25 protein-coding genes and 1 tRNA gene are annotated in these 23,913 nt (G+C 67.7%); 11 read left to right on the forward strand and 15 right to left on the reverse strand.

The genetic code is table 11. The features are described from left to right. Positions 1-38: 38 nt before the first annotated feature. Both IQ782_RS03965 and regB read right to left on the reverse strand, forming a co-directional pair. Positions 39-1,544, reverse strand: a complete 1,506-nt coding sequence (locus IQ782_RS03965; RefSeq protein ID WP_194133323.1) for a PAS-domain containing protein — start codon at positions 1,542-1,544, stop codon at positions 39-41. Positions 1,545-1,655: 111 nt separating this feature from the next. After that, positions 1,656-3,044 (reverse strand): sensor histidine kinase RegB, encoded by a 1,389-nt coding sequence (gene regB, locus IQ782_RS03970; protein ID WP_194133324.1) that lies wholly within the window; start codon positions 3,042-3,044, stop codon positions 1,656-1,658. 166 nt (positions 3,045-3,210) lie between these two features. On the opposite strand from regB, the gene IQ782_RS03975 reads away from it, so the two are divergent. Beyond that, positions 3,211-3,837, forward strand: a complete 627-nt coding sequence (locus IQ782_RS03975) for an SCO family protein (RefSeq protein WP_194133325.1) — start codon at positions 3,211-3,213, stop codon at positions 3,835-3,837. Positions 3,838-3,934: 97 nt separating this feature from the next. Beyond that, a complete protein-coding gene (locus tag IQ782_RS03980) occupies positions 3,935-4,489 on the forward strand; it encodes an ActR/PrrA/RegA family redox response regulator transcription factor (protein WP_194133326.1) in 555 nt (184 codons plus the stop codon). Between the two features lie 107 nt (positions 4,490-4,596). Here the strand turns inward: IQ782_RS03980 and IQ782_RS03985 are convergent, their stop codons facing one another. Genes IQ782_RS03985 through IQ782_RS03995 form a run of 3 tightly spaced genes read right to left on the reverse strand, consistent with a single transcriptional unit; the run spans position 4,597 to position 6,367 of the window. Next, positions 4,597-5,034: a GNAT family N-acetyltransferase gene (locus IQ782_RS03985; protein WP_194133524.1), complete on the reverse strand. Its 438-nt coding sequence runs from the start codon at positions 5,032-5,034 to the stop codon at positions 4,597-4,599. A 47-nt stretch (positions 5,035-5,081) separates the two neighbouring features. Next, positions 5,082-5,684 carry an HD domain-containing protein gene (locus IQ782_RS03990; protein ID WP_194133327.1) on the reverse strand — a complete coding sequence of 201 codons (603 nt, stop codon included), beginning with the start codon at positions 5,682-5,684 and terminating at the stop codon, positions 5,082-5,084. 2 nt (positions 5,685-5,686) lie between these two features. Continuing rightward, positions 5,687-6,367 (reverse strand): FkbM family methyltransferase, encoded by a 681-nt coding sequence (locus IQ782_RS03995; RefSeq protein ID WP_194133328.1) that lies wholly within the window; start codon positions 6,365-6,367, stop codon positions 5,687-5,689. A gap of 123 nt (positions 6,368-6,490) precedes the next feature. On the opposite strand from IQ782_RS03995, the gene ahcY reads away from it, so the two are divergent. Together ahcY and IQ782_RS04005 are read left to right on the forward strand one after the other, a co-directional pair. Continuing rightward, on the forward strand, positions 6,491-7,876 hold the full coding sequence (gene ahcY, locus IQ782_RS04000; RefSeq protein ID WP_194133329.1) for an adenosylhomocysteinase: 1,386 nt from the start codon (positions 6,491-6,493) through the stop codon (positions 7,874-7,876). Between the two features lie 203 nt (positions 7,877-8,079). Next, a complete protein-coding gene (locus IQ782_RS04005) occupies positions 8,080-9,429 on the forward strand; it encodes an esterase-like activity of phytase family protein (RefSeq protein WP_194133330.1) in 1,350 nt (449 codons plus the stop codon). A 63-nt stretch (positions 9,430-9,492) separates the two neighbouring features. On the opposite strand, the gene IQ782_RS04010 is transcribed toward IQ782_RS04005, so the two are convergent. Continuing rightward, positions 9,493-11,058, reverse strand: coding sequence for an alanine/glycine:cation symporter family protein (locus tag IQ782_RS04010; RefSeq protein ID WP_194133331.1), 1,566 nt, complete (start codon positions 11,056-11,058; stop codon positions 9,493-9,495). 16 nt (positions 11,059-11,074) lie between these two features. After that, positions 11,075-11,512, reverse strand: a complete 438-nt coding sequence (locus IQ782_RS04015; protein ID WP_194133332.1) for a universal stress protein — start codon at positions 11,510-11,512, stop codon at positions 11,075-11,077. 259 nt (positions 11,513-11,771) lie between these two features. Between IQ782_RS04015 and IQ782_RS04020 the strand changes: the two genes are divergently transcribed. Continuing rightward, complete coding sequence (locus tag IQ782_RS04020; protein ID WP_194133333.1) at positions 11,772-12,113, forward strand: DUF2853 family protein; 342 nt, start codon at positions 11,772-11,774, stop codon at positions 12,111-12,113. A gap of 190 nt (positions 12,114-12,303) precedes the next feature. On the opposite strand, the gene IQ782_RS04025 is transcribed toward IQ782_RS04020, so the two are convergent. The 5 genes from IQ782_RS04025 to tsaD all read right to left on the reverse strand — a co-directional run bounded on the left by IQ782_RS04025 (position 12,304) and on the right by tsaD (position 15,504). Next, the gene (locus IQ782_RS04025) at positions 12,304-12,696 is read right to left on the reverse strand and encodes a DUF1761 domain-containing protein (RefSeq protein ID WP_194133334.1); all 393 of its coding nucleotides are present in this window, start codon (positions 12,694-12,696) and stop codon (positions 12,304-12,306) included. A gap of 73 nt (positions 12,697-12,769) precedes the next feature. Next, entirely contained in the window at positions 12,770-13,189 is a 420-nt protein-coding gene (locus IQ782_RS04030) for an EVE domain-containing protein (RefSeq protein ID WP_194133335.1), read from the reverse strand. Positions 13,190-13,193: 4 nt separating this feature from the next. After that, positions 13,194-13,466 (reverse strand): YciI family protein, encoded by a 273-nt coding sequence (locus IQ782_RS04035; protein ID WP_194133336.1) that lies wholly within the window; start codon positions 13,464-13,466, stop codon positions 13,194-13,196. 2 nt (positions 13,467-13,468) lie between these two features. Beyond that, entirely contained in the window at positions 13,469-14,428 is a 960-nt protein-coding gene (locus IQ782_RS04040) for an NAD(P)H-dependent glycerol-3-phosphate dehydrogenase (protein ID WP_194133337.1), read from the reverse strand. Then, positions 14,425-15,504, reverse strand: coding sequence for a tRNA (adenosine(37)-N6)-threonylcarbamoyltransferase complex transferase subunit TsaD (tsaD, locus tag IQ782_RS04045; protein ID WP_194133338.1), 1,080 nt, complete (start codon positions 15,502-15,504; stop codon positions 14,425-14,427). Before tsaD ends, IQ782_RS04040 begins: the two co-directional genes overlap by 4 nt. Before the next feature lie 87 nt (positions 15,505-15,591). On the opposite strand from tsaD, the gene IQ782_RS04050 reads away from it, so the two are divergent. From IQ782_RS04050 to IQ782_RS04075, 6 genes are all read left to right on the forward strand, one after another. After that, positions 15,592-16,392: a uroporphyrinogen-III synthase gene (locus IQ782_RS04050; protein WP_194133339.1), complete on the forward strand. Its 801-nt coding sequence runs from the start codon at positions 15,592-15,594 to the stop codon at positions 16,390-16,392. Between the two features lie 13 nt (positions 16,393-16,405). Next, a complete protein-coding gene (locus IQ782_RS04055; protein ID WP_194133340.1) occupies positions 16,406-17,944 on the forward strand; it encodes a hypothetical protein in 1,539 nt (512 codons plus the stop codon). A gap of 18 nt (positions 17,945-17,962) precedes the next feature. Further along, positions 17,963-19,540: a heme biosynthesis protein HemY gene (locus tag IQ782_RS04060; RefSeq protein WP_194133341.1), complete on the forward strand. Its 1,578-nt coding sequence runs from the start codon at positions 17,963-17,965 to the stop codon at positions 19,538-19,540. Between the two features lie 45 nt (positions 19,541-19,585). Continuing rightward, positions 19,586-19,661: transfer RNA gene (locus IQ782_RS04065), tRNA-Thr, on the forward strand. A 288-nt stretch (positions 19,662-19,949) separates the two neighbouring features. Further along, positions 19,950-20,324, forward strand: a complete 375-nt coding sequence (locus tag IQ782_RS04070) for a CidA/LrgA family protein (protein WP_240989082.1) — start codon at positions 19,950-19,952, stop codon at positions 20,322-20,324. Beyond that, on the forward strand, positions 20,321-21,037 hold the full coding sequence (locus tag IQ782_RS04075) for an LrgB family protein (protein WP_194133342.1): 717 nt from the start codon (positions 20,321-20,323) through the stop codon (positions 21,035-21,037). The genes IQ782_RS04070 and IQ782_RS04075 overlap by 4 nt, the downstream gene beginning before the upstream one ends. 30 nt (positions 21,038-21,067) lie before the next feature. Here IQ782_RS04075 and kdsA read toward each other — a convergent pair whose 3' ends face one another. Genes kdsA through IQ782_RS04090 form a run of 3 tightly spaced genes read right to left on the reverse strand, consistent with a single transcriptional unit; the run spans position 21,068 to position 23,633 of the window. Beyond that, positions 21,068-21,889 carry a 3-deoxy-8-phosphooctulonate synthase gene (kdsA, locus tag IQ782_RS04080; protein WP_194133526.1) on the reverse strand — a complete coding sequence of 274 codons (822 nt, stop codon included), beginning with the start codon at positions 21,887-21,889 and terminating at the stop codon, positions 21,068-21,070. A 5-nt stretch (positions 21,890-21,894) separates the two neighbouring features. Continuing rightward, positions 21,895-22,683, reverse strand: coding sequence for a 3-deoxy-manno-octulosonate cytidylyltransferase (locus IQ782_RS04085; RefSeq protein WP_194133343.1), 789 nt, complete (start codon positions 22,681-22,683; stop codon positions 21,895-21,897). Next, positions 22,680-23,633 (reverse strand): KpsF/GutQ family sugar-phosphate isomerase, encoded by a 954-nt coding sequence (locus tag IQ782_RS04090; protein ID WP_194133344.1) that lies wholly within the window; start codon positions 23,631-23,633, stop codon positions 22,680-22,682. Before IQ782_RS04090 ends, IQ782_RS04085 begins: the two co-directional genes overlap by 4 nt. Positions 23,634-23,913: the final 280 nt, after the last annotated feature.

Consider the following 23,913-nt stretch of genomic DNA (forward strand, 5'->3'; position numbering starts at 1 on the left):
TACCGCCCCGGCAGTCACGCGCAAGCGGCATCCGGAGGTCAGCCGGAAGCGGTGGCCATCTCGGGCTCGACAGAGAAGCGCAGGAGCGTTGCGCCGCCGGGCATGGGCACGACGCGGCACAGCAGCGACCGGCCGTCGAGCATGTGCAGGGGGGCCTCCCAGGCGGCGCGGTCACGCAGGCTCAGGGCAAAGTCGCGGATGTCGCCCCAGATCGGGCTGGGCGCGCAGGCGGCCTGCCAGCGGGCGGTCGCCTCGGTCACCGAGAGCTCTGCGACGCAGCTGTCGGGGTCTTCGGACCAGAGCGCCGTGTAAGCCTCGTTGCAGAAGCTGAGACCGCCCTGGTTCGAGAAGACCGCGATCGCCTCCTCGTGGCAGTCGAGCACGAAATGCGCCTGTTCAAGTTCCTGCCGGAAGCGCCGGGTGAGCGAGATCTCGGAGCTGATGTCCTCGAACAGGAACGCGATGCCGCAATCGGGGTGGGGCCGGCCGGTGATCCGGTAGGTCAGCCCCGAAGGCAGGTCCCAGGTTTCGACATAGAGGTCGGAGGACGCGGCGGCGATGACCCCCGACAGATGCTCGCGCCAGCTTTGGTAGTTCTTCGGCTCGGGCATCATCCGCCCCTCGCGCAGCGTGTCGAACAGGCTCATGAGATTGGGCCGGCTGCTGAGGAACTCCGCCGACAGGCCGGTGAGATCGATCAGTGCGGGGTTGAAGAGCACAAGCCGCCGGTCGCGGTCGAAGATGGCCAGACCGATGGGCAGATGCGCGAAGATCCGGGTCAGGGTCTGCAGGAAGTTGCGCTGGTTCACCTCGGAACGGATGATCGCATCGATATTGGTGGCGAAATGCATCCAACCGTCCCGGTTGCGGTGCGACTGCACCTCGTACCAGAATTTGCTGTCCTCGCCCCGCGCGCCGAGGGCGATGCGCGCTCTTTGGGTGTTGAGGCCGTCGGGCAGGGCAAGGTCGAAGGGCGCAGGCCCGGTCGGCGCGGCGCCGACCTGCGCGCAGGCATCTTCGTAGGCGGCGTTGTACCAGGTCACGCGCTGGGCCTCGTCGGACTGCCAGATCGGGCAGGGCACGAGCGCGATGGCCCGTTGCAGCCGGGGGGTGTCGGCCTGATCCTGTATCATGCGCAGCTGCTGCCCGTCGGTCAGGCATCCCGCCTGCACGTGCAGGCGCAACATCGTTCCTTCGGGGAGCAGGAAGAGCCGCGCGCCCGATGCGTTGAGCGCGGCGAAACTGGCGGCCTCCTGCGGCGGGGCGTCGGGCAGCGGGCCGAAGAAGGGTTCAAGCCGGTGCCGCAGCGTGGCCCAGTCGGGCAGCTCGCCGTCGCCCAGGTCGAGCAAGCTGCGGGCGCCCTGGGTCATGTGGGCGACCCTGTCGCCGATCAGCAGGATTTCGGTGTCCGCGGTCTTGAAGGGCAGCGGCGGCGGGACCCGCTCGGGGCTGTCGGCAGCGCGTGGCGCTCGGGTGAAGACCGAGCCGAAGAACGCTGCGACTCCGGCGCCGATACCGATGGCAAGCGCGATTGTCAGCTCCAACCTTGGCCTCCGAATTGCAGGACGTCCTGCCTGATTAAGGGCTCAGGGGTTAAATTTCTGTTAATCTTGAGCGGGCAATCAAATTGATCGCGGGATCCGTGCTCTGCGGTTTCAGCCGTCGAAGCTGGGGTTGTCGCCAATCGCGCTTCCGGGCGGCAGATCGGGGGCGACGATGGTCTCTCGTGGCCAGACAAGCTCGACCACCGCGCCGCGACGGGTGCCGGGCGGGGCCGGGGTGGTCGGGTCCGAGCCATTGGCGAAACTCAGCTCGGCACCGGAACGCTCCAGCAGCGTCTTGGCGATGAACAGACCCAACCCCATGCCTTCGTACTCGGGGCGGGCGCGGCGCTCGGCCTCGTTGCGGCGGCGGCGGATCATCGGGTCACCGATGCGGCCGATCAGCTGCGGCGGAAAGCCCGGCCCGTCGTCGATGATCCGCACGGTGATGCGTTCGGCGTCCCATCCCGCCTCGATCCAGACCCGGCTGCGGGCGAAATCGACTGCGTTCTGCACGAGGTTGCGAAGCCCGTGGATGACCTCGGGGTGGCGCAGGATCTGCGGCATCGGCATCTCGGTCTGGTCGATCGTCTCGAGCGTTACCAGCTTGCCGCGGTTCTCGTGCGGTTCGGCGGCCTCGCGGATCACCTCGGTCAGCGGCGCGCGGCGCAGGTGCAGGTCGTCTTTCCCGGCCCGGCCCATCGAGCGCAGGATGTCTCGGCAGCGGTCCGCCTGCGCGCGGATCAGCCGCGCATCCTCCTGCAGCTCGGGGCGGTCGTCGAGTTCCTCGATCAGCTCGGCCGAGGTCAGCTTGATGGTTGCCAGCGGCGTGCCGAGCTCATGTGCCGCCGCCGCCACCACGCCGCCGAGGTCGTTCAGCTTCTGCTGTCGCGAGAGCGCCATCTGCGTGGCGTTGAGCGCGTCGGACATGGCGTTCATCTCGGTGGTGACCCGGCGCGCATAGACCGACAGGAAGACCAGCGCGATGGCCACCGCGACCCATTGGCCAAAGACGAAGAGATCGGGAATCTGCAACACCTGCCCGTCGAAGGTGTGCAGGGGGACATGAAAGAAGACCATGCCCGAGATCAGCAGGAAGGCGGTGACGTTGAGCACGATGGTCGAGCGCAGCGACAGCATCACCGCCGAAACGGTCACCGGCCCCAGCACCATCACCGAGAACGGGTTGTGCAGCCCGCCGGTGAGATAGAGCAGGAAGCACAGTTGCAGCAGGTCGAACATCACCATCAGGAAGTTCTCGGCTTCCGACAGGCGCTTGGTTTCGGGGAAGATCAGGCTGGCGACAAGGTTGCCGAGCACCGAGATGCCCACGGCGAGGTAGCACAGGCCAAGCGGCAGCTGCAGGTCGTAGATGGATTGGGCGACCACCAGCGCGGCGATCTGGCCGACGATCGCCACCCAGCGCAGCAGGATCATGGTGCGCAGGCGGATGAAGGTGCTGCGCTCTCCCTGCCAGGGCAGGACTTGGTCCGTCGGGCTCATGCCGGTGCCTTCTTTTTCCGTGCGGTCTTTGCTTGATCCCCGGAGGGCAATCGTTAGGTCTGGGAGTGTTATGTCCGGGGCGGGGATTTGCAATCCGTCGCGCCACGATATCGATCCCGCATGCCCGCCCCGCATACTCGCCCCACATACCCGCAAGGAGACCGCCATGAAACCCGCCACGCTTGTCGCCATCGTCGCCGCCGGAGGGCTCGTTGCGCTTTCGGCCGGGATCTGGGTCGCGACGCAATGGGGGCGCGGCGACGATGCCTTTGCCGACTGCCGCGAGGGCGCGGTGGCCGGCGGTGCGGGTGCCATCGGCGGAGCCTTCGAGCTGGTGCTGCCCGACGGCCGGACGGTCACCGATGCCGAGGTCATCACCGAGCCGACCCTGCTCTATTTCGGCTATAGCTTCTGCCCGGACATCTGCCCGCTCGACAACGTCCGCAACGCCGATGCGGTCGATCTTCTGGCCGAGAAGGGCTATGCCGTGACCCCGGCGATGATCACGGTCGACCCGGCGCGCGACACGCCCGAGGTGATGGGGGCCTATGCCGCCAACATCCACGAGAAGATGCTTGGCCTCAGCGGCACGGAGGCGCAGATCGCGCAGGCGGCGCAGGCCTACCGGGTCTATTACAAGAAGAACGACGAGGATCCCGAGTTCTATTCGGTGGACCATTCGGCCTTCACCTACCTGGTGCTGCCCGGCAGCGGCTTCGCCGAGTTCTTCCGCCGGGACGTATCGCCAGAGCGGCTGGCCGAGCGCGCCGCCTGCTTCATCGACCACATGTGAGCCAAGGATCCCGTCCGAGATTTGACCGCATGTCGCGGGCGGGATAAGAGAAATTCTCATACGGCGCTTGAAGCCGGTCCATAGGACGGGGGCCCCCGTGGCGGAACTGACACAAGACGATCTGGGCGATGATCGCTCGCTTCTGCTGGTCGATGACGACGAGCCTTTCCTGAAGCGCCTGGCCAAGGCCATGGAAAAACGCGGATTCGAGGTCGAGACCGCGGAGTCGGTCGCCGCTGGCCTGGCCATCGCCAAGGCCCGGCCGCCCGCCTATGCGGTCGTCGACCTGCGGCTCGAGGACGGCAACGGGCTCGACGTGGTGGAAGCGCTGCGCGAACGCCGCCCCGACAGCCGCATCGTGGTGCTGACCGGCTACGGCGCGATCGCCACGGCGGTGGCCGCGGTGAAGATCGGCGCCACCGACTACCTGTCGAAACCCGCCGATGCGACCGATATCACCAACGCGCTGCTGTCGCGCGGCGACGACCTGCCGCCGCCGCCGGAAAACCCGATGAGCGCCGACCGGGTGCGCTGGGAGCACATCCAGCGGGTCTACGAGCTGTGCGACCGCAACGTCTCGGAGACCGCGCGGCGGCTCAACATGCACCGCCGGACGCTGCAGCGCATCCTCGCCAAGCGCTCGCCGAAGTGAGCGGGAGCGCCCTGCGGGCGCTGGCCTCCGGCGGGGATATTTCTGCCTAGAAGAAGTCAGGGGCCGCGCGCCGCAAGGGGCGCGGCTTTCTTGGGGGTCGGAGGGGGTCAGAGGTCGTAGCGCTTGAGCACCTTGTCCACGGTGCGGCCGTCGCCGAGACGGTCGTCGCGGATATGGCCGTAATCCTCGAAGCCGCGGCTCTGGTAGTAGATCAGACCGCCCTCGTTGTCGGCGCGGATCTCGGCGTTGATCCAGGCGTAGCCCTCGGCGCGGCAGGCGGCGCGGGTGGCCTCGAAGAGTGCCGAGCCGATGCCGAGGCCGGTGCGCCCGACCCGTGCGAAGCTGGCGATCTGGGCCACGCTGGCGCCGAGCTTCGGGTGCGGCTCGACCCATTGGAAGCCGAGCAGCGCGCCCGCCTCGTCCTCGGCGACATGCCAGATGGCCCGCGGGGCGTGCATCCAGGCGCGCAAATCCTCTGCTCTCACCGGGTCGGTCATCGCGGTGGTGCCGCCCCGGGCGATCACCTCGTTGAGCAGCTCGGCCATGGGCCGCGCGTCGAGCGCGCCGGCGCGGCGGACGGTGACCGGCGCGCTCACAGCTCGGCCAGTAGCTCTGCGTGGCGCGCGGTATAGGCGCGGCGCACCTCCACGGGCGGGCGCAGGTGGATGTCGAGCCCCGCGATCAGCGCCGGTTCGGGGCGCTTGAAGAAGCGCGAGGCCTCGGTTTCGGAGAAGCCGGCGATCTGGGTGGCTTCCATCCAGGCCGAGACGTTGTCGGCCTTCTTGATCTGCTTCTTGAGGCGGAGGGCGGGGGCGGCGGGCAGGCCGAAGCGGATGTGGATCGCCGCCGCCAGCCGCGCGTCGAGCTCGCCGTAGCCCGGACCGACGGCCGCCTTCACCGGAGAGATCATGTCGCCGATGACGTATTCGGGTGCGTCGTGCAGCAGGGCGAAGAGCCTCTCGGCGGGCTTGGCGCCGGGACAGAGGCGGCAGAACAGCGTTTCCACCAACAGCGAGTGCTCGGCGACGGAATAGGGGAAGTCTCCCTTGGTCTGGCCGTTCCAGCGGGCGACGAAGGCGAGCCCATGGGCGATGTCCTCGATCTCGATGTCGACCGGAGTGGGGTCGAGCAGGTCGAGGCGGCGGCCGGAGAGCATGCGCTGCCAGGCGCGGGGGGGCTTGGACTTGAGAGGCATCTTCAAAGTTCGAGGTCTTCCGTGGCGTAGACGAAATTGCCGTGCAGCTTGCCGCAGACCCGGTAGCCGAGGCCGCGGAACGTGCGCTGGATCCAGGTCTCGTTGCCGTGGTTCTCGAGGATCAGGATCGGGCGGCAGCGGTGGATGAGGTGATAGGCGCCCTTGAGCGCGCGCTTCTCGTGGCCCTCGACGTCGAGTTGCAGGATCGAGACCTGGCGTTCGCGGGGGATCGCGAAGTCGAGCATCGCCGCCTGCACCGGGGTGACTCCGGGGCCGGATGCCTCGGTGACATGCGAGAGGCCGCCGAGCGGCGCGCCCTCTTCGTCATGGGTGCGGAAGTGCAGCGTCTCCTCGGCGTTCGACAGGCCGACATTGGTCAGGGTGACATTCTCGAGCGCGTTGAGCCGGAGCGTTTCCACCGCGCAGGCGTAGCTGCCGGGGTTGGGCTCGAAGGCCCAGAGCCTGGCGCCGGGGGCCAGCGCCGCCGCGACGCCGGGCAGGAAATCCCCGAAGAAGGTGCCGGCGTGGACCACGTCCCCGTGCCCCGCGTGGGCGCGCATGAAGGCGATGGTCTGCGGCTCGTAGACCTCGCCGGCCCGCACCGCCTTGACCGCGGGGCGCGTATCCAGACCTTCGGGCAGGCAGTAGCGCCCGTAGGCATTGCTGGGAACAGGCTGGTCCACGCTGTGCTCGTCCTGCTGAAGATTATGCCTCTGTTTGCCGCGAATAGTGATCGACGTTGCGGGGCATGGCAAGGGATGCTACCCCGCGCAGCAATCCCGAGACTTGAATTGGAGCGCCGGACCATGGCTGAAGACTACATCGTCAAGGACATTTCTCTGGCCGAGTTCGGCCGGAAGGAACTGGATATCGCCGAGACCGAGATGCCGGGCCTGATGGCCTGCCGCGCCGAGTTCGGCGAGGCACAGCCGCTGAAGGGCGCGCGGATCGTCGGCTCGCTGCACATGACCATCCAGACCGCCGTGCTGATCGAGACGCTGAAGGCGCTGGGCGCCGACGTGCGCTGGGCCTCGTGCAACATCTTCTCGACGCAGGACCACGCCGCCGCGGCGATCGCCGCAAGCGGCACGCCGGTCTTCGCGGTGAAGGGGCAGACGCTGGTCGAGCACTGGGACTACCTGGACCGCTCGTTCATGTTCCCCGAAGGCGCGAACATGATCCTCGACGACGGTGGCGACGCGACGCTCTACATCCTGCTCGGCGCGCGCGCCGAGGCGGGGGAAGACCTGGGCGTGCCGACCTCGGAAGAGGAAGAGGTGATCCATGCGCAGATCAAGAAGCGCATGGCGGCTTCGCCGGGCTGGTTTGCCAAGACCCGCGAAGCGATCATGGGCGTTTCGGAAGAGACCACGACCGGCGTGCACCGTCTTTATGACCTGCAGAAGAAGGGCCTGCTGCCCTTCCCGGCGATCAACGTCAACGACTCGGTCACCAAGTCGAAGTTCGACAACAAGTACGGCTGCCGCGAGAGCCTGGTGGACGGCATCCGCCGCGCCACCGACGTGATGCTGGCGGGCAAGGTCGCCGTGGTCTGCGGCTACGGCGACGTGGGCAAGGGCTCGGCCGCCTCGCTGGCCGGGGCCGGCGCGCGGGTGAAGGTCACCGAGGCCGATCCGATCTGCGCCCTGCAGGCGGCGATGGACGGCTTCGAGGTGGTGCTGCTGGAGGACGTCGTCGCCGACGCCGACATCTTCATCACCACGACCGGCAACAAGGACGTGATCCGCATCGAGCACATGCGCGAGATGAAGAACATGGCCATCGTCGGCAACATCGGCCACTTCGACAACGAGATCCAGGTGGCGAGCCTGCGCAACCACAAGTGGACCAACATCAAGGAACAGGTGGACATGATCGAGATGCCCTCGGGCAACAAGATCATCCTGCTGTCGGAAGGGCGCCTGCTGAACCTCGGCAATGCCACCGGCCACCCGAGCTTCGTGATGTCGGCCTCCTTCACCAACCAGGTGCTGGCGCAGATCGAGCTCTACAAGAATGGCGCGCAGTACGAGAACAAGGTCTACATCCTGCCCAAGCACCTCGACGAGAAGGTCGCGCGCCTGCACCTCGATCGCGTCGGGGCCAAGCTGACCAAGCTGTCGACCGAGCAGGCGGCCTATATCGGCGTGACGCCGGAGGGCCCGTTCAAGCCGGAGCACTACCGCTACTGATTTAGACCCTGTTTCAGGGTCTTTCAGACGCCCCGCCCCTCCGGCGGGGCGTTTTGCATTCGGGGCGGGGACGCCTCGGGCGCGCATATTCGGGGAAAGATGAAAGGGCGCGCGGTTTCACGCGGCCGTCACATCACGGCCACGTGATCGTTACGCATGGCCCGTAGCAGCGGCGCATCCACCGCATCTTCGAGGAGATCCCGATGCGCCTTTCGCTGTCCCTTCTCGCCCTCGCCAGCGTGCTTGCCGCACCCGCCATGGCGCAGGACGTCTTCCCGGCCAAGCTCGCCGGTCACGCCTACCTGCCTGCCTTGTCGCTGGTCGAGCCGCCGGCGAATGCCCCGCGCGACGCCTGGCTTTCGGGCAAGTTCACCGGGGCCGCGCGCAACGAGTCTGCGATGAGCGTCGAGGGAAACACCGGTAAGAACTACGGCAACCACGGCACCGGCATCTCGCTACCGTTCATCGGCCAGCCGGTGCAGGGCATGTCCGGCTTTGCCATGACCCGCGCCGAGGATGGAAGCATCTACACGCTGACCGACAACGGCTTCGGCTCGAAGCGCAACTCGCCCGACGCGATGCTGTTCTTCCACCGCATGGCCCCCGATTTCGAGACCGGTACGGTGGAGCGCCGCGAGACCGTGTTCCTCTCGGACCCGGATCACAAGGTGCCCTTCCGCATTGCCTATGAAGGCACCGAGAGCCGCTATCTCACGGGCGCCGATTTCGACACCGAGTCGATTCAGGTGCTCGACGGTGAGGTCTGGATCGGCGACGAGTTCGGCCCCTACATCATCCGCGCCGGGCTCGACGGCGTTGTGAAAGAGGTCTTCGCCACCGAGCTCGACGGCAAGGAGCTGCAAGGGCCCGACACCTACAGCGTCTTCGTTCCTGCGACCGCCGGCACCGACTTCCAGGTGCAGCGCTCGGGCGGCTATGAGGGCATGGCGTTGCAGCCGGGCACGAACCTGCTCTGGGCGATGCTGGAAAAGCCGATCCTGATCGAGGGCGGAGAGACCGAAGGGCCCTTCCTGAGGGTCATCGCCTTCGACCCGAAAGCAGGGGAATGGACCGGGGAGAGCGTGAAGTTCCAGCTCGCCGAGGGCGCGACCGCGATCGGTGATTTCAACTTCATCGACGAGACCCGCGCGCTGGTCATCGAGCGCGACAACGGCGAGGGCGACATGGCCATGGCCTGTGCCGAGGGCTCGACCGAGACCGCCGGCTGCTACCCGAACCCTGCGAAGGTGAAGAACATCGTGCTGGTCGACATGGCGCAGACAGACGGCGAGGGTTTCATCCGCCGCATCGGTCAGATCGACCTGCTGAACATCGCCGACCCCGACGCGAAAGCGCTCGATGGCATGGGCGCGGGCGGCGACCACTTCAGCTTCCCGTTCTTCACCATCGAGGATGTGATCGCCGTCGACGAGACGCACATCATGGTCGCCAACGACAACAACCTGCCGTTCTCCGGCGGACGGGTGCCGGGCGAGGCGGCGCACAACGAGTTCATCCTGCTCGAGGTGCCCGAGCTGCTGGCCGCGAAGTAAGGCTGTCGCGACACGGAAAAGGGGCGCCCGTGGGCGCCCCTTTGAGCGTTGTTGTGACGCCCGTCAGGCGTAGCGCTTGATCTCGCCAGACTTCAGCCGCGAGGTGTAGCTGGTCATCTCGGCCTTCACGATCGGCATCAGGAAGTAGAGGCCGATGATGTTGAACAGGGCCATGGCAAAGATCGCCGCATCCGAGAAGTCGATGACCGGGCCAAGGTTCATCGCGGCGCCGATGATCACGAAGAGGCAGAAGAGGACCTTGAAGCTCACTTCCTGGAATTTGCCCTCGCCGAACATGTATGTCCAAGCCTTGAGGCCGTAGTAGCTCCAGGAGATCATCGTCGAGAAGGCGAAGAGGATCACCGCCAGCGCCAGCACGTAGGGGAACCAGCTGATCGCGGATCCGAAGGCCGCCGAGGTCAGCGCCACGCCCGAGACATCGCCAAGCGTTTCGACCCGGCCCAGCTCGGCGTTCCAGATGTATTGGCCGGTCTCCGCGTCGACCTGCAGCACGCCGGTGATCACGATGACCAGCGCGGTCATGGTGCAGATCACCACCGTGTCGATGAACGGTTCGAGCAGCGACACGAAGCCCTCGGTGATCGGCTCCTTGGTGCGCACCGCCGAGTGGGCGATGGCGGCCGAGCCGACGCCGGCCTCGTTGGAGAAGGCGGCGCGCTTGAAGCCCTGGATCAGCGCACCGACGAGCCCGCCCGCGACGCCGAGCCCGGTGAAGGCACCGTCGAAGATCTGGCCAAGCGCCCAGCCGATCCGGTCGTAGTTGATCGCGATGATGATCAGCGCGGTGCCGACGTAGAGCACCCCCATGAAGGGCACGATCTTCTCGGTGACCTGCGCGATGCTCTTGAGGCCGCCGATGATCACCGCGAAGACGATGGCGGCGAAGATGACCCCGGTGATCCATCCGGGATAGTCGCCGAAGATATTTGCCAGCTGCGCGTGGGCCTGGTTCGCCTGGAACATGTTGCCGCCGCCCAGCGAGCCAAGCACGCAGACGATCGAGAAGCAGATCGCCAGGACCTTGCCGAAACCGGCAAAGCCGCGTTCGGCCATGCCCTTGCTGAGGTAGTACATCGGCCCGCCCGAGACGGTGCCGTCGGCGTATTCGTTGCGGTACTTCACGCCAAGGGTGCATTCGGTGAACTTCGACGCCATCCCCATGAGGCCTGCGAGGATCATCCAGAAGGTCGCGCCGGGCCCGCCGATCGACACGGCCACCGCCACGCCGGCGATGTTGCCAAGCCCGACGGTGCCCGAGAGCGCCGTGGCGAGGGCCTGGAAGTGGCTGACCTCTCCGGCGTCATCGGGATCGGAATACTTGCCCGACACCAGCGCGATGGAATGCGGGAAGGCGCGGAACTGCACGAAGGCGAAATAGAGCGTGAAGATCGTCGCCGCGATCACCAGCCAGAGCACGATCCACGGAAAGGAGGTGCCGGGGAAGGGGGCGAAGATGAAGTTGACGAACGGTCCCGTGATGTTGCCGACGACCTCGTTGATCTTCTCGTCGATGCTGTGGGCCGTCTCCTGCGCCTGGGCGGGCAGGGCGGCGAGCGCCGCGCCGAGCAGCGGCAGGGCAGCACGGGGGATGACTTGGATGGGTTTCATGTGGGGCTCCTGCGGCTCAGGGGACGATGACTGTTGGCACGGGGGCAATCTGCGCGAGCCCCAGCGGCACGGAGCCGAAGATGCGCGCGGTCATGGATTGCGTGCCGGAACGGCCGACGAAGATCATGCTTGCGCCGGCCTCCGAGGCGATCTCGGCCACCAGCTCCACCACGGAGCCGTAGCGGATGCGGCAGTCCGCCTGCAGTCCCGCCGCGCTTACCTTGGCCAGCGCCGGGTCCAGGATCACCTCCTTGGCCCGCGTCAGCTCTTCCTTGCGGCGGGCATGGCGCTCTTCGATTTCCTGAGGAGTCAGGAACTTGTAGGGCGACCATTCCAGGATATGGACGAGCAGCAGGGCCGCACCGTCCTTCTTGGCCCGCGCGATTGCGTAATCGAGCAGACCGTCATCACCTTCCTTGTTTTCATAGGCGACGACAAACGTCTCTGTTGCCATTGGATTTCCCCGGTTTCTGCGTCCTGAGAGCCCATTGCGATGCCCGTTTTCCGGGTCTGGATGGCAATGCACTCACGCGCCCATGCTGCGGGCGGCATCACGGCTTTGTCACTAAAAAAAGGTTAACGCAAAGGCGCGTGGGTCGGCTGTGCAGAAAAAGAGAACGATTTTCTTCTTTTTATCAACAATCAAGGCTGACTATAGTTCGCGCAGGGACGGTGGCGTTGCGCCGCCGGACCCCGTCCAAGAGGAGAGCGACATGGGCAAGCGAGACGAGCTGATCGAGAAATACGCCGAGGATCTGCGCGACAAATGCGGCATGGAACCCGACATGGACCTGCTCACCAAGGTCACCATCGGCTGCGGTCCGTCGATCTACGACGCTGATGCAGCCACCGTGGCCGCCAGCCAGGACCATGAGCTCGAGACGGTGAAGGACAACTTCCTGGTCAAGAAACTGGGCCTCGCCGACGGGCCGGAGCTGATGGATGCAATCCACGCGGTGGTAGAGACCTACGGCCGCTCCGAACGCAACAAGTACCGGGCGGTGGTCTACTACATGCTGGTGAAGCATTTCGGCAAGGACAGCGTCTACGCCTGAGCGACGCATCGAATTCTAGGCAGTTGGTCTTTGCTCCGGCTGGCCGGGCGTGGGATGATGGGACTCGGCCAGAACGGTCGGGTCCAGTTCCTCCGGAACGTGCGTGGGAGCACGCGGGGTGGTGCAGGGGTCCGGCCTATGGCTGGACTCCTGTCTTGCTTTCCGGCCCTTGCGCCTGCCCGTCGGTCTTTCAGAACAGCGCCAGCACCAGGCCGATCACCGCGCAGCCAAAGGTGGCGTAGCCGCCATCGATCAGCGTCAGCCTGAAGGGTCGCTGCCCGTAGGCATTGTTGATCATGATCCAGGGCGAAATGAAGAACAGCCCGATCCCGAGCCCCGAAAGCAGCCCGGCCCCGGCGGTGACGATGCCCGCCTCGTGAAAGATGTGCCGCATCATGCCTGCCACCAGCAGCATGGCGATGGCCGAGAGCACGAAGGGCAGCGGGCTGGCGTTCTTTGGCCTGCCGGTCTCGTCGCAGTCGATGCCCGAGGCTGCGAGCCAGGGTTTCGACAGGGTCATGTACCAGCCCGCGCCGAACAGCCATCCGGCCAGTGCCGCGACGATCACGCTGATGAATTCCATAGCGGCCTCCCTCGCTCACGCGGAAAAGCCTGCCGCAAAGGCGGCGCGCTGCCTAGCCGGTTTGCGGGCTGGATCAGCCCTTCAGGCCGCCCTTGGCGCAGATATGCGCGAATTCGGCCGCGCTGACCGGCTGAACCGACAGGCGCGACTGTTTGATCAGCGCCATTTCGGACAACGCCGGGTCGCCCTTGATCTCGTCGAGCGTCACCGGCCGCGGCAGCTTTTCGATGGCCTTGATGTCCACGCAGTCCCAGCGCGGATCATCGGCCTTGCTGTCGGGGTGGGATTCGGCGCAGATCTCGACGATGCCCACCACCGCCTTCTCGCTTTGCGAATGGTAGAAGAAGCCGCGGTCGCCCAGCGTCATCTCGCGCATGAAGTTGCGCGCCTGGTAGTTCCGCACGCCGTCCCATTCCTCGCCCGTCTCGCCCTTGGCGACCTGGTCCTCCCAGGACCAGGTCGAGGGCTCGGACTTGAAGAGCCAGTATCTCATCGGCTCACCCGATGACCTTTTTCCAGGCGGTCAGCGTGACGCTTTCGAAGAGGCCCGCCAGCGCGTAGGGGTCCTTGTCGGCCCAGTCCTGCGCCGCGGCCATGTCGGCGACGTCGAGGATCACCAGGCTGCCTGCCATCTCGCCGGCGTCATCCAGCAGCGGGCCGGCCTGTGCCACGACGCCGGTGCGTTCGATATAGGCAAGGTGTTCGGCGCGGGTGTCCTTGCGGACATCGAGAGCACCGGGTTTGTCTTTGGCGACAAGCGCGACGAGCATGGTCATTCCTCCTTCAGGGGTCTGGAAAGAAGCTCATCGAGAGCTTCGGAAATGGTCACTTTGCCTTCGGTCAGCGCGGCGACAACGCCCGAGACGGGCATCGCCAGCGCCTCGCGCTCTGCCAGCGCGGCGACGGCGCGGGCGGTGGCGGCGCCCTCGACGGTGACCGACGGGTCGAAGCCTTCGGCGCGGCCGAGGGCCAGCCCGTAGCGATAGTTGCGCGACAGCTCCGAGGTGCAGGTGAGCGCCAGATCGCCAAGGCCCGAAAGCCCCGTAACAGTCTCTGGTTTCGCGCCGAGATGCACGGCGAGGCGGGTCATCTCGGCAAAGCCGCGGGTCATCAGCGCGGCGCGCGCGCTGTCGCCAAACCCGGCGCCGATACAGGCGCCGCAGGCGATGGCCATGACGTTCTTCAGCGCGCCGCCGACCTCGGCGCCGGTGACATCGGTGCTGCGATAGAGCCGAAGCGTCTTTGTCGAAAGCACGTGCTGCAGCACCAGCCCCGCCTCGGCATCCTCGCAGGCCAGCGTCAGTGCGGTGGGCAGGCCGCGGGCGATATCGGCGGCAAAGCTTGGTCCGGTGAGGATCGCGGGCAGGGTGCCGGGCTTGGCATGGGCGATGACATGGCTCGGCCCCTCGCCGGTGGCCAGGTCGATGCCCTTGCAGCAGGCGACCAGCTTGCGGCCCTCGAGCGGGCTCTCGATCGACCCCAGGACGGCGGAAAGCGTCTGCATCGGCACCGCCAGCAGCAGCGTCTCGGCGCTGGCGGCCCGCGCGAGGTCGGCGGTGATCTCGATGCCTTCGGGCAGGGTCACGCCGGGCAGGCGGGCGGTCTCGCGGCTCCGCGCCATCTCGGCCATGGTGCCTTCGTTGCGGCCCCAGAGCATGACCTGCCGGCCATCGCGGGCCAGCGCAACGGCCAGCGCCGTGCCGAAGGCGCCCGCGCCCAGAACGCCGATCATGCCTTGGCTCCCTTCTTGCCTGAGCCGAGCAGCGGCGCAGCGGCGGTGTCGAGCGGCCAGCGCGGGCGGGCGGCGAGGGTCATGTCCGAGACTTCGCCCGCCGCCAGCAACTCACCGCCCGCATAGGCGATCATCGCGGCGTTGTCGGTGCAGAGCCGCAGTGGTGGCGCGGTGAAGGTCACGCCGTGCTCTTCGCAGAGCGCCTCGAGCGCGCCGCGCAGGGCTGTGTTGGCGGCGACGCCCCCGGCCACGGCCAGCGCCGGTTCTCCGGGGTTTTCCTCGAGATAGACCCGCAAGGCACGGCGGGTCTTCTCGGCCAGAACGTCGCGCACCGCGGCCTGGAACCCGGCGCAGAGATCGGCCACGTCCTGCCGGTGCAGCCCGCCCTGTTCCTCGATCAGCTTGTCACGCATCCGCAGCAGCGCGGTCTTCAGACCTGAGAAGGACAGGTCGCAGCCCTCGCGGTCGAGCAGCGGGCGCGGGAAGCGGAAGCGTTTCTCGTCGCCGGACGTCGCGGCTTCCTCGACCGAGGGGCCGCCGGGCTGCGGCAGGCCGAGCAGGCGGGCGGTCTTGTCGAAGGCCTCGCCGGGGGCGTCGTCGATGGTGCCGCCGAGGCGCTTGAAGTCCTGCGGGCCGCGCACGATCAGGAACTGGCAGTGCCCGCCCGAGACCAGCAGCATCAGGTAGGGGAAGGCCAGCCCGTCGGTCAGCCGCGGCGTCAGCGCGTGGCCGGCAAGGTGGTTCACCCCGATCAGCGGCTTGCCTGTGGCCGCGGCGATGCCCTTGGCCATCATCACGCCCGAGAGCACGCCGCCGATGAGGCCGGGGCCGGCGGTCACCGCGATGGCGTCAAGCTCGGTCACTGGAACCCCCGCCTGCACCAGCGCCTGTTCGATGGCGAGGTCGAGCTTCTCGGCATGGGCGCGGGCGGCAATCTCGGGCACCACGCCGCCAAAGGCCGCGTGCAGCTCGTTCTGGCCGAGCACCACCGAAGACAGGATCTCCTGCCCGCGCAGCACGGCGGCGGCGGTGTCGTCACAGCTGCTTTCCAGTCCGAGGATCGTCAGTTCAGGCATCGGCACGTCCGTTGCATCCCTTTGTCCTTGCAGCTACCACCACAGCAAGGCCCTCACAATCCCGGCCCCCGCAATCCCGGAGCAAGGATGCCAGATTCCCAGCCCTTCCTGCTGCTCACCCGCCCGCGCGCGGCCTCGCAGCGCTTTCTGGAAGGGATTCGTGCCGCGGGCGTGACGGGGATCGTGCCGCTGGTCAGCCCGCTGATCGAGGTCGAGACCACCGGCCCGCTGCCCGAGATGGCGGGGACGACCGGGCTGATCTTCACGTCCGCCAGCGGTGTGCAGGCCTTTGCCGAGCTGGGCGGCGCGGTGCTGCCGCTCTGCTATGCCGTGGGCGAGGCGACGGCGCGCGCGGCGCGCGGGGTCGGGTTCAGCCCGCGCGTGGCCGAGGGCGACGCGGAGTCGCTGCTGGCGCTGATCCTGGCCGAGCGGCCGGAGGGGCGGCTTGTGCACTTGCGCGGAACTCACGCGCGCGGCGATCTGGCGGCGCGACTCACTGCCGCGGGTCAGCCCTGCGCCGAGGCGGTGATCTACGACCAGCCGACTCGTCCCATGACGGATCAGGCCATAGCGGCCCTGCGCGGCTCAGTCCCGGTCATCGTGCCGCTTTTTTCACCGCGCAGCGCCCGGCTTTTCGCGGCGGCGGCAAGGGACGTTAACGCTACCGCGCCGCTTTTCGCCGCATATATGAGCGGGGAGGTGGAAGCAGCCCTCTCCGGCCTCTATGTTCTCGACTCAGAGATTGTTTTGCGACCCGACGCCGAGCTCATGCGTAAGGCAGTGGAAAAGCTCCTGGAATGCGCGCGGTCGCTTGTGGACCCCGGCGGGTCCGTGAAAAGTTATGAAAGTGACGCGAGGTCCGGAGAGGATCCGCAAGCGACAGATTGAAAGGGTGGACCGCGTGGCCGACAAGAAGAAGCCTTTAGACGACGCCAAGAAGCAGCCGGAGTCGGACCAGGGACAGCCCCCCGAAAGCATCGCCCCCGAGGAGGATGCCCCGGTGCGAGAAACCTCCGAAACGCCTGCTGCCGGTGCAGAGGAGAACCTCGCGGAGGAGGTGAAGAACGCCTCTGGAGCCGAGAGCCTCGAAGCCGAAGACACGGCGCCGGAAGAGAGCCTTGCGGACGAGAGCGGCGCCAAACCCGGCGAAGCGCCTGCGGCGGAAGGGGTCTTCGACGCCGACGATTCGCTCGCGACCGGTGAGGCCGACGATACGGTCGCGGAAGACGACCCGGCCCAGGAACCGGCCAGCTCGATGGAATCGATCCACACGGCGGGCGAACCCATGGACCTCGACAGCGAGACCGATATCGGCAAGCAGGCGGACACGCTGATTGCCGCTGGCGACGATAGCATTTCGCCCGACTTTGAGACGCTGGAGCCCGAAACGCCGTCGCCCGCCGCGGCCGCAGTGCCGCCACGCGAGGTGGTCCGCGAGACGGTGGTCGAGCGCAAGGGGGGCTTCGTGCCCATGGCACTTGGCGGCGTTCTCGCCGCCGCGCTCGGCTGGGGGGCGTCGAGCTACCAGTCCGGCAACTTCCCCTTCGGCGATGGCGGTGCGGCCTTCGAGGCGCAGACCGCCGCTTCGCTGTCGCAGCAGTCCGAGCGGATCGCCGCGCTGAGCGGCACCGTCGAGCAGACCGCCGCGCAGGTCGGCGGCATCGACCTTTCCGGTCTTGAAAGCGCCACGGCCGATCTTGGCCAGCGGATGCAGGCGGCCGAGGGTTCGGCGGCCTCGCTGGGCGAGCAGGTGACGCAGCTTCAGACCCGCATCGAAGAGATGCAGACCCAATGGCTGTCCGACTCGGTCTCGCCCGAGGCCATGGCCGCGTATGAAAAGGCGCTGGCCGATGTGCGCAGCGCGATCGAGACGCAGCGCGCCGAGGTCGAGCAGATGACGCAGGAGGCGCTGGCCGCCAAGCAGACCGCCTCGGACCAGGCGATGCTGGCCAAGTCGCGCACGGCGCTCTCCGAGATCAACACCGCGCTCCGCGACGGTGCAGCCTATGCCGAGCCGCTCCAGGTGTTGCAGTCCAACGGCGTCACGGTGCCCGAAGGATTGGCGGCATCCGCCCCGGAAGGCGCGCCGACGCAGGCCGCCCTTGTCTCCGAGTTCCCGCCGGTGGCGCGCGACGCGCTTTCGGCGGCGCGCCGGGCCGAGGCGACCAACGAGGACACCGCCAGCCGGGTGACCACCTTCTTAGCCAACCAGCTCGGCGCGCGCTCTGTCGAGCCGCGCGAGGGGGACGACCCGGACGCGGTGCTGTCGCGCGCCGAGGCGGCGCTGCGCGCGGGCGATCTTGGCACCGTATTGAGCGAGCTTGCGGCCCTGCCCGAGCCGGCGCAGGCCGAGCTGTCGGGCTGGACGGCCCGCGCCGAGGCGCGCAAGGCGGCGCTCGACGGCGCGGATGCCGTTGCACAGACACTGAACCAGAACTGAGGGTAAGGGATCGTTTTCATGCTTTGGTCACTTCTGAAAATCGTTCTCTTCGTCGCTGCCGTCGCGGGGCTGACCCTGGGCGCAGGCTACCTGATGGAAAGCCAGGGCGGCATCCAGGTCACCGCCGGCGGAATGGAATTCACCCTCGGGCCGCTGCAATCGGTGATTGCCGCCATCGTGCTGGTCTTCGTGCTGTGGGTGGTCTTCAAGCTGGTGTCGCTGCTCATCGCGGTGCTGAAGTTCATCAACGGCGATGACACTGCGCTGTCGCGCTATTTCGACCGCAACCGTGAGCGCAAGGGCTACCAGGCGATGTCCGAGGGGCTTCTGGCGCTGGCCTCGGGCGAGGGCAAGCTGGCCATGGCCAAGGCGCAGAAGGCCGAGCGCTACCTGCACAAGCCCGAGCTGACGCAGCTGCTGACCGCGCAGGCCGCCGAGATGACCGGCGATAGCCGCAAGGCCGAAGAGGTCTACAAGGCCCTGATCACCAACGAGCAGACGCGCTTCGTCGGCATCCGCGGCATGATGAAGCAGAAGCTGGCCAAGGGCGACACGGACACCGCGCTGAAACTGGCCGAACGCGCCTTTGCCCTCAAGCCCAAGCACGAGGAAATCCAGGACCTGCTGCTGCAACTCCAGGCCTCGAAGCATGACTGGCAGGGCGCGCGCAGGACGCTCTCGGCCAAGCTCAAGCACGGGGCGCTGCCGCGCGACGTCTACCGTCGCCGCGACGCCGTTCTGGCGCTGTCGGAAGCCAAGGACATCATGGACGAGGACAAGCCGATCGAGGCCCGCGAGGCGGCGATCGCCGCGTCCAAGGGCTCGCCCGACCTGATCCCCGGCGCGGCGATGGCGGCGCGGTCCTACATCGCGCAGGACAAGCCGAAGCTGGCGACGCGGATCCTCAAGAAGGCCTGGTCGGTGCAGCCGCATCCGGACCTCGCGGCCGCCTTCGCCGAGATCGCCCCCGACGAGACCCCGGCGCAGCGGATGAAGCGCTTCGGCACGCTTACCACGGTCAATCCCGAACACCGCGAGACCAAGCTGCTGAAGGCCGAGCTGGCGCTCGCCGCGGAGGATTTCCCCGAGGCGCGCCGCGCCGTGGGCAACCTTGCCGAGACCGAGCCGGATGCGCGTGTGCTCACCGTCATGGCGGCCATCGCCAAGGGCGAGGGCGCGGCCGAGCCGGTGGTGCGCGGCTGGCTGGCCAAGGCGCTCCTGGCGCCGCGCGGTCCGCAGTGGGTCTGCGACAAGTGCAACCACATCCACGCCGAATGGGTGCCGGTCTGCGCCAACTGCGAGGGCTTCGACACGCTCAGCTGGCGCAGCCCGCCGCAATCGGACGTGGCCCCCGCCGGGGCGGAGATGTTGCCGCTGATCATCGGATCGCTCGAGGACCGTAGCGCCGAGGCGGAGGCGGCCGCAGAGGCCGAGGCGGCACCGGAGGTGCTGACGCCGAAGCCGGAGCCCGAGGTGGAAGCCGCGGAAAGCGCCGGGATTTCGCCCGATCCGAGGCCGGATGTCCCTGATGCCGAGACCGTTGAGGACATCGCGGAGGACCGCCGGGGCATGCCGGAACACGAGAAGGTAAAATAGGCCTTTTCCTGCGGCGGCCCCGGTGCTAAGAGGCCGCCCACCAGTGCCGGTGTAGCTCAGCTGGTAGAGCACGTCATTCGTAATGATGGGGTCGGGGGTTCGAGTCCCTTCACCGGCACCACGGTCTTCCAGAAGACCCGATGAAACAAAGGGCCGCCCCCAGGGGTGGCCTTTTTCGTTCGGCATCCAGGGCTGGAGGAAGGGGGCTCCGCCCCCGTCCGCTGCGCGGACTCCCCCGGGATATTTGGACCTAGAAGAAAGCGGTCGCGCGCGTTTGTCCGAGGCGGGACGGCGGTCGGATCAAGGCGCGGTGCGTGTCAGGGCGAGGGGGTCCGGGCGGCGGGCTCTCGACTTGTCCCTGCGGCGGACGCAGGTTGAGCGGAGCTGCCACCGCAAAGAGGTTCGTCCCATGCCCGCCATCGTTTCCGGTATCATCGTCCTTCTGCTCTTCCAGCTCTGCGGCGAGGTGGTCTCGCGCATCTTCGCCCTGCCGCTTCCGGGACCGGTTCTGGCGATGGTCGCGCTGGTCGTCGGCATGGCGCTTTCAGAGCGGTTGCTGGCGCTGGTCCGCCCGGTGGCGAGCTTCCTGCTGCAGAACCTGTCGCTGCTCTTCGTGCCGGTGGGCGTGGGGGCGGTGGCGCGGCTGTCGGACCTGTCGGCGCATGCTCTGGCGATCGGCGTGTCGCTGGTCGGCTCGACGCTGCTGGCGATCTGCGTCGGGGCGGTGACCTTCGAGTATGTGGCGCGGCTCACCGGCAATGTCGACGAGGAGGAGGAGGCATGACCGACCCGCTGCTGATCTGGTCCTACCTCGAGAGCGGGCCGCTGCTGTGGCTCACCGCCACGCTGGTCGCCTATTGGATCGGCGACCGCATCTTCCGCCTGTCGCGCGGCAAGCCCTGGTTCAACCCGGTGCTGCTGTCGGTGATCGTGCTGGGGGCGCTGCTGCTGGCCACCGGTACGCCTTATGAAACCTACTTCGAGGGCGCGCAGTTCGTCCACTTCATGCTCGGCCCGGCAACCGTGTCGCTGGCGCTGCCGCTGCATGCCAACCTGAAGCGCGTGCGCCGCGCGGCGCTGCCCATGGCGCTGGCGCTGCTGGCGGGCTCGCTGACGGCAGTTGTCTCGGCGCTGGGGCTCGCGTGGCTGCTGGGGGCCGACGTCGGCCTGCTGGCCTCGCTGGCGCCGAAGTCGGCGACCGCGCCGGTGGCGATCGGCATCTCGGAGAAGCTCGGCGGGGATCCGTCGATGACCGCGGTGCTGGTGCTGCTGACCGGGATGATCGGGGCGATCGCCGTGACGCCGATGCTGAACGCGCTGGGGCTGCGCGACTGGCGCGGGCGGGGCTTTGCCACCGGGGTCGCCGCGCATGGCGTGGGCACCGCGCGGGCGCTGCAGGTCAACCCGACCGCCGGGGCCTTTGCCGGGATCGGCATGGGGATGAACGCGGTTCTGACGGGTCTGCTGGCGCCGCTTGTGCTGCAGCTCTTCCGCTAAAAGAGAAGGGGCCTTGCGGCCCCCTCGAACTCAGGCCTCCTTGGCCACCTCGTCGAGCGCGCGCAGCTTGGTCAGCAGCGCGCCAAGCTGGTCCACCGGCACCATGTTCGGCCCGTCGGAGGGGGCGTTGTCCGGGTCCTCATGCGTTTCGATGAAGACCGCGGCGCAGCCTACGGCGACGGCGGCGCGGGCGAGCGTGCCGACGAACTGGCGCTGGCCGCCCGAGGAGGTGCCCTGTCCGCCCGGCAGCTGCACCGAGTGGGTGGCGTCGAAGACCACCGGGTAGCCGGTTTCCGCCATGATCGGCAGCGAGCGCATGTCCGAGACCAGCATGTTGTAGCCGAAGCTCGCGCCGCGCTCGCAGAGCAGCAGCCGCTCGTTGCCGGTGCTGGCGATCTTGGAGGCCACGTTGGCCATGTCCCAGGGCGCGAGGAACTGGCCCTTCTTGACGTTGATCGCCGCGCCGGTTTCGCCCGCGGCGAGCAGCAGGTCGGTCTGGCGCGACAGGAAGGCGGGGATCTGCAGGATGTCGACCGCCTCGGCCACCATGCTGCATTGCTCGGCGGTGTGGATGTCGGTGAGCACCGGCACGCCGAATTCGGCGCCGATCTGCGACAGGATCGACAGCCCCGCCTCCATGCCGATGCCGCGCTTGCCCGAGAGCGAGGAGCGGTTGGCCTTGTCGAAGCTGCCCTTGAACACCCAGGGGGTGCGGGCGGCCTCGGCGGCGGTGGCGATCTTCTCGGCCAGCATCCGTGCGTGCTCGAGGCTTTCCAGCTGGCACGGTCCGGCGATCAGCGCCAGCGGCGCGTCGTTGGCGAAGGTGACGGATTTGACGGCGACGGGTTTCATCTTGGTCATGCGATGCCTTCCTTCTTCAGAACGGCCTCTATGCGGGCCACGTCGACGGGGTTGTTGAGCTCCCAGAACACCCTTCCGCGCGCCTCGACCGGCACGCAGGTGACGGTGCCGCCGTTTTCCAGGAAGCGCAGCTGCTCGAGCCCCTCGGCGCGCTCGATCGGCCCCTCGGGCCAGGCGGCGTAGCGGCGCAGCGCCTCGGGGCGGTAGCCGTAGACACCGACGTGGTGCCAGACCTCGGGCGGGGTTTCGAGGTTGCCGACGTAGGGCAGCACTTCCTTGGAGAAATAGAGCGCGGTGCCGTCGGCGCGCATCACCGCGGTGGTGCCGCCGACGCGGCCGGCGTGGCGGTCGGTGACGAAATTGGCCAGCGTCTCGGGATCGGTCTTGAGCACCGGGGTCGCCATCTCGACCTTGGGGTCCTGCATGGCGGCGATCAGCGCCTCGATGAACCACGGCGGGGTCAGCGGCGCGTCGCCCTGCAGGTTGATGACGATCTCCGGCTCACCGGTCAGCTGCGCCACGCCCTCGGCGCAGCGCTCGGTGCCGTTGCGCGCCTCGGAGGAGGTCATCAGCACCTCGGCGCCGAAGCCTTTCGCCGCCTCGGCGATGCGGTCGTCGTCGGTCAGCACGTAGACCGCCGAGACGCCCTCGACCGTCAGCGCGGCTTCCCAGGCGCGCTGGATCAGGCTCTTCTTCTCGCCGGTGGCGCCGGTCAGCTCGACCAGCGGCTTGCCCGGATAGCGGCTCGAGGCGTAGCGGGCGGGGATGAAGATGACCGCGCTCATGCGACACCTGCCCGCAGCGCGTCGTGGATATGCAGCAGCCCGACGAGGCGCTCGGCCTCGTCGACCACCAGAAGGACCGTCCGTTTCTTCGCGTTGAGCACGCCGAGTGCCTCCGTCAGTAGCGTTTCGGGGCGGGTGACCGTCGGGCCGGGCGTGGCAACCTCGCCAGCGCGGCGCTCCAGCAGCCCCTCCATGTTGCGGCGCAGGTCGCCGTCGGTGATGATGCCTGCAACCTGGCCGTCCGTCACCACCGCGGCGACGCCGAAGCCTTTCTGCGACATGACCACCAGCGCCTCGCTCATCGGGGTGTCGGGGCTGACCACGGGCAGCTCGTCGCCCTTGTGCATCACCGCCGAGACCCGCAGCAGCGCCGCACCGAGCGAGCCGCCGGGATGGAAATGCGCGTAGCTGTCGCGGCCGAAACCGCGGTTGCTCATCAGCGCCACCGCCAGCGCGTCGCCGAGCGCCATGCACAGCGTCGTCGAGGTGGTCGGCGCCATGCCGATGGCGCAGGCCTCGGGGGCGTCGGGCAGCAGCAGGATATGATCGGCAGCGCTGGCCAGCGTGCTTTCGGCGCGCTTGGTGATGGCGATCATCGGGATCGAGAAGCGCGCGCAATAGCCGATCATGTCGGCAAGCTCGCGGGTCTCGCCGGAATTGGAGATCAGGATCACCGCGTCGGCCGAGGTGATCATGCCGAGATCGCCGTGGCTGGCCTCGCCGGGGTGGACGAATTGCGCCGGGGTGCCGGTGGAGGCCAGCGTGGCGGCGATCTTGGCGGCGACATGGCCGGACTTGCCCATGCCGGAGACGATGACCCGCCCGCGGATGCTCAGCAGCAGCGCGACCACGGCGTCGAAATCGGCCGGAAGCTCGTCCGAGAGGCGCACCAGCGCCTCGGTCTCGGTGGCCAGCACCCGGCGGGCGATGTCGGAAGGAGTTTCGGACATGGGGATCCCTGATCTTGAGATGTCCGCGTGTTATCCCGCAATCGCGGGCTTGTCCAATGGCGCGGGGTGGGCCGCCCTGTGCCCTGCAAGGCCGGCCGCGGGCTGATGCGCCTGCGCGTCGACTCGCGCTGGTGAGAGGCGCGCTGCGCGCCCGCTGCCTGACGTTGCTGCTGCCGCAAGTTGCGCTGGCCAGGCTCGCGTTCCGCCGGAAGACGAAACTGACACAAAATGAGTCATCTTCGTGTCTCTAAAGGGCGTCATTGCTACTAGGAGCCCGCCT

This window comes from Salipiger mangrovisoli (assembly GCF_015223355.1).
Classification (GTDB): domain Bacteria; phylum Pseudomonadota; class Alphaproteobacteria; order Rhodobacterales; family Rhodobacteraceae; genus Salipiger; species Salipiger mangrovisoli.

Coding starts and splice junctions, on each gene's coding strand:
- regB (WP_194133324.1), bottom strand. CDS start 3,044: ATGAGCCCGACGGACCAAGTCCTGCCCTGGCAGGGAGAGCGCAGCACC.
- IQ782_RS03975 (WP_194133325.1), top strand. CDS start 3,211: ATGAAACCCGCCACGCTTGTCGCCATCGTCGCCGCCGGAGGGCTCGTT.
- IQ782_RS03985 (WP_194133524.1), bottom strand. CDS start 5,034: ATGGCCGAGCTGCTCAACGAGGTGATCGCCCGGGGCGGCACCACCGCG.
- IQ782_RS03990 (WP_194133327.1), bottom strand. CDS start 5,684: ATGCCTCTCAAGTCCAAGCCCCCCCGCGCCTGGCAGCGCATGCTCTCC.
- ahcY (WP_194133329.1), top strand. CDS start 6,491: ATGGCTGAAGACTACATCGTCAAGGACATTTCTCTGGCCGAGTTCGGC.
- IQ782_RS04005 (WP_194133330.1), top strand. CDS start 8,080: ATGCGCCTTTCGCTGTCCCTTCTCGCCCTCGCCAGCGTGCTTGCCGCA.
- IQ782_RS04010 (WP_194133331.1), bottom strand. CDS start 11,058: ATGAAACCCATCCAAGTCATCCCCCGTGCTGCCCTGCCGCTGCTCGGC.
- IQ782_RS04015 (WP_194133332.1), bottom strand. CDS start 11,512: ATGGCAACAGAGACGTTTGTCGTCGCCTATGAAAACAAGGAAGGTGAT.
- IQ782_RS04020 (WP_194133333.1), top strand. CDS start 11,772: ATGGGCAAGCGAGACGAGCTGATCGAGAAATACGCCGAGGATCTGCGC.
- IQ782_RS04025 (WP_194133334.1), bottom strand. CDS start 12,696: ATGGAATTCATCAGCGTGATCGTCGCGGCACTGGCCGGATGGCTGTTC.
- IQ782_RS04030 (WP_194133335.1), bottom strand. CDS start 13,189: ATGAGATACTGGCTCTTCAAGTCCGAGCCCTCGACCTGGTCCTGGGAG.
- IQ782_RS04035 (WP_194133336.1), bottom strand. CDS start 13,466: ATGCTCGTCGCGCTTGTCGCCAAAGACAAACCCGGTGCTCTCGATGTC.
- IQ782_RS04040 (WP_194133337.1), bottom strand. CDS start 14,428: ATGATCGGCGTTCTGGGCGCGGGCGCCTTCGGCACGGCGCTGGCCGTT.
- tsaD (WP_194133338.1), bottom strand. CDS start 15,504: ATGCCTGAACTGACGATCCTCGGACTGGAAAGCAGCTGTGACGACACC.
- IQ782_RS04050 (WP_194133339.1), top strand. CDS start 15,592: ATGCCAGATTCCCAGCCCTTCCTGCTGCTCACCCGCCCGCGCGCGGCC.
- IQ782_RS04060 (WP_194133341.1), top strand. CDS start 17,963: ATGCTTTGGTCACTTCTGAAAATCGTTCTCTTCGTCGCTGCCGTCGCG.
- IQ782_RS04070 (WP_240989082.1), top strand. CDS start 19,950: ATGCCCGCCATCGTTTCCGGTATCATCGTCCTTCTGCTCTTCCAGCTC.
- IQ782_RS04075 (WP_194133342.1), top strand. CDS start 20,321: ATGACCGACCCGCTGCTGATCTGGTCCTACCTCGAGAGCGGGCCGCTG.
- kdsA (WP_194133526.1), bottom strand. CDS start 21,889: ATGAAACCCGTCGCCGTCAAATCCGTCACCTTCGCCAACGACGCGCCG.
- IQ782_RS04085 (WP_194133343.1), bottom strand. CDS start 22,683: ATGAGCGCGGTCATCTTCATCCCCGCCCGCTACGCCTCGAGCCGCTAT.
- IQ782_RS04090 (WP_194133344.1), bottom strand. CDS start 23,633: ATGTCCGAAACTCCTTCCGACATCGCCCGCCGGGTGCTGGCCACCGAG.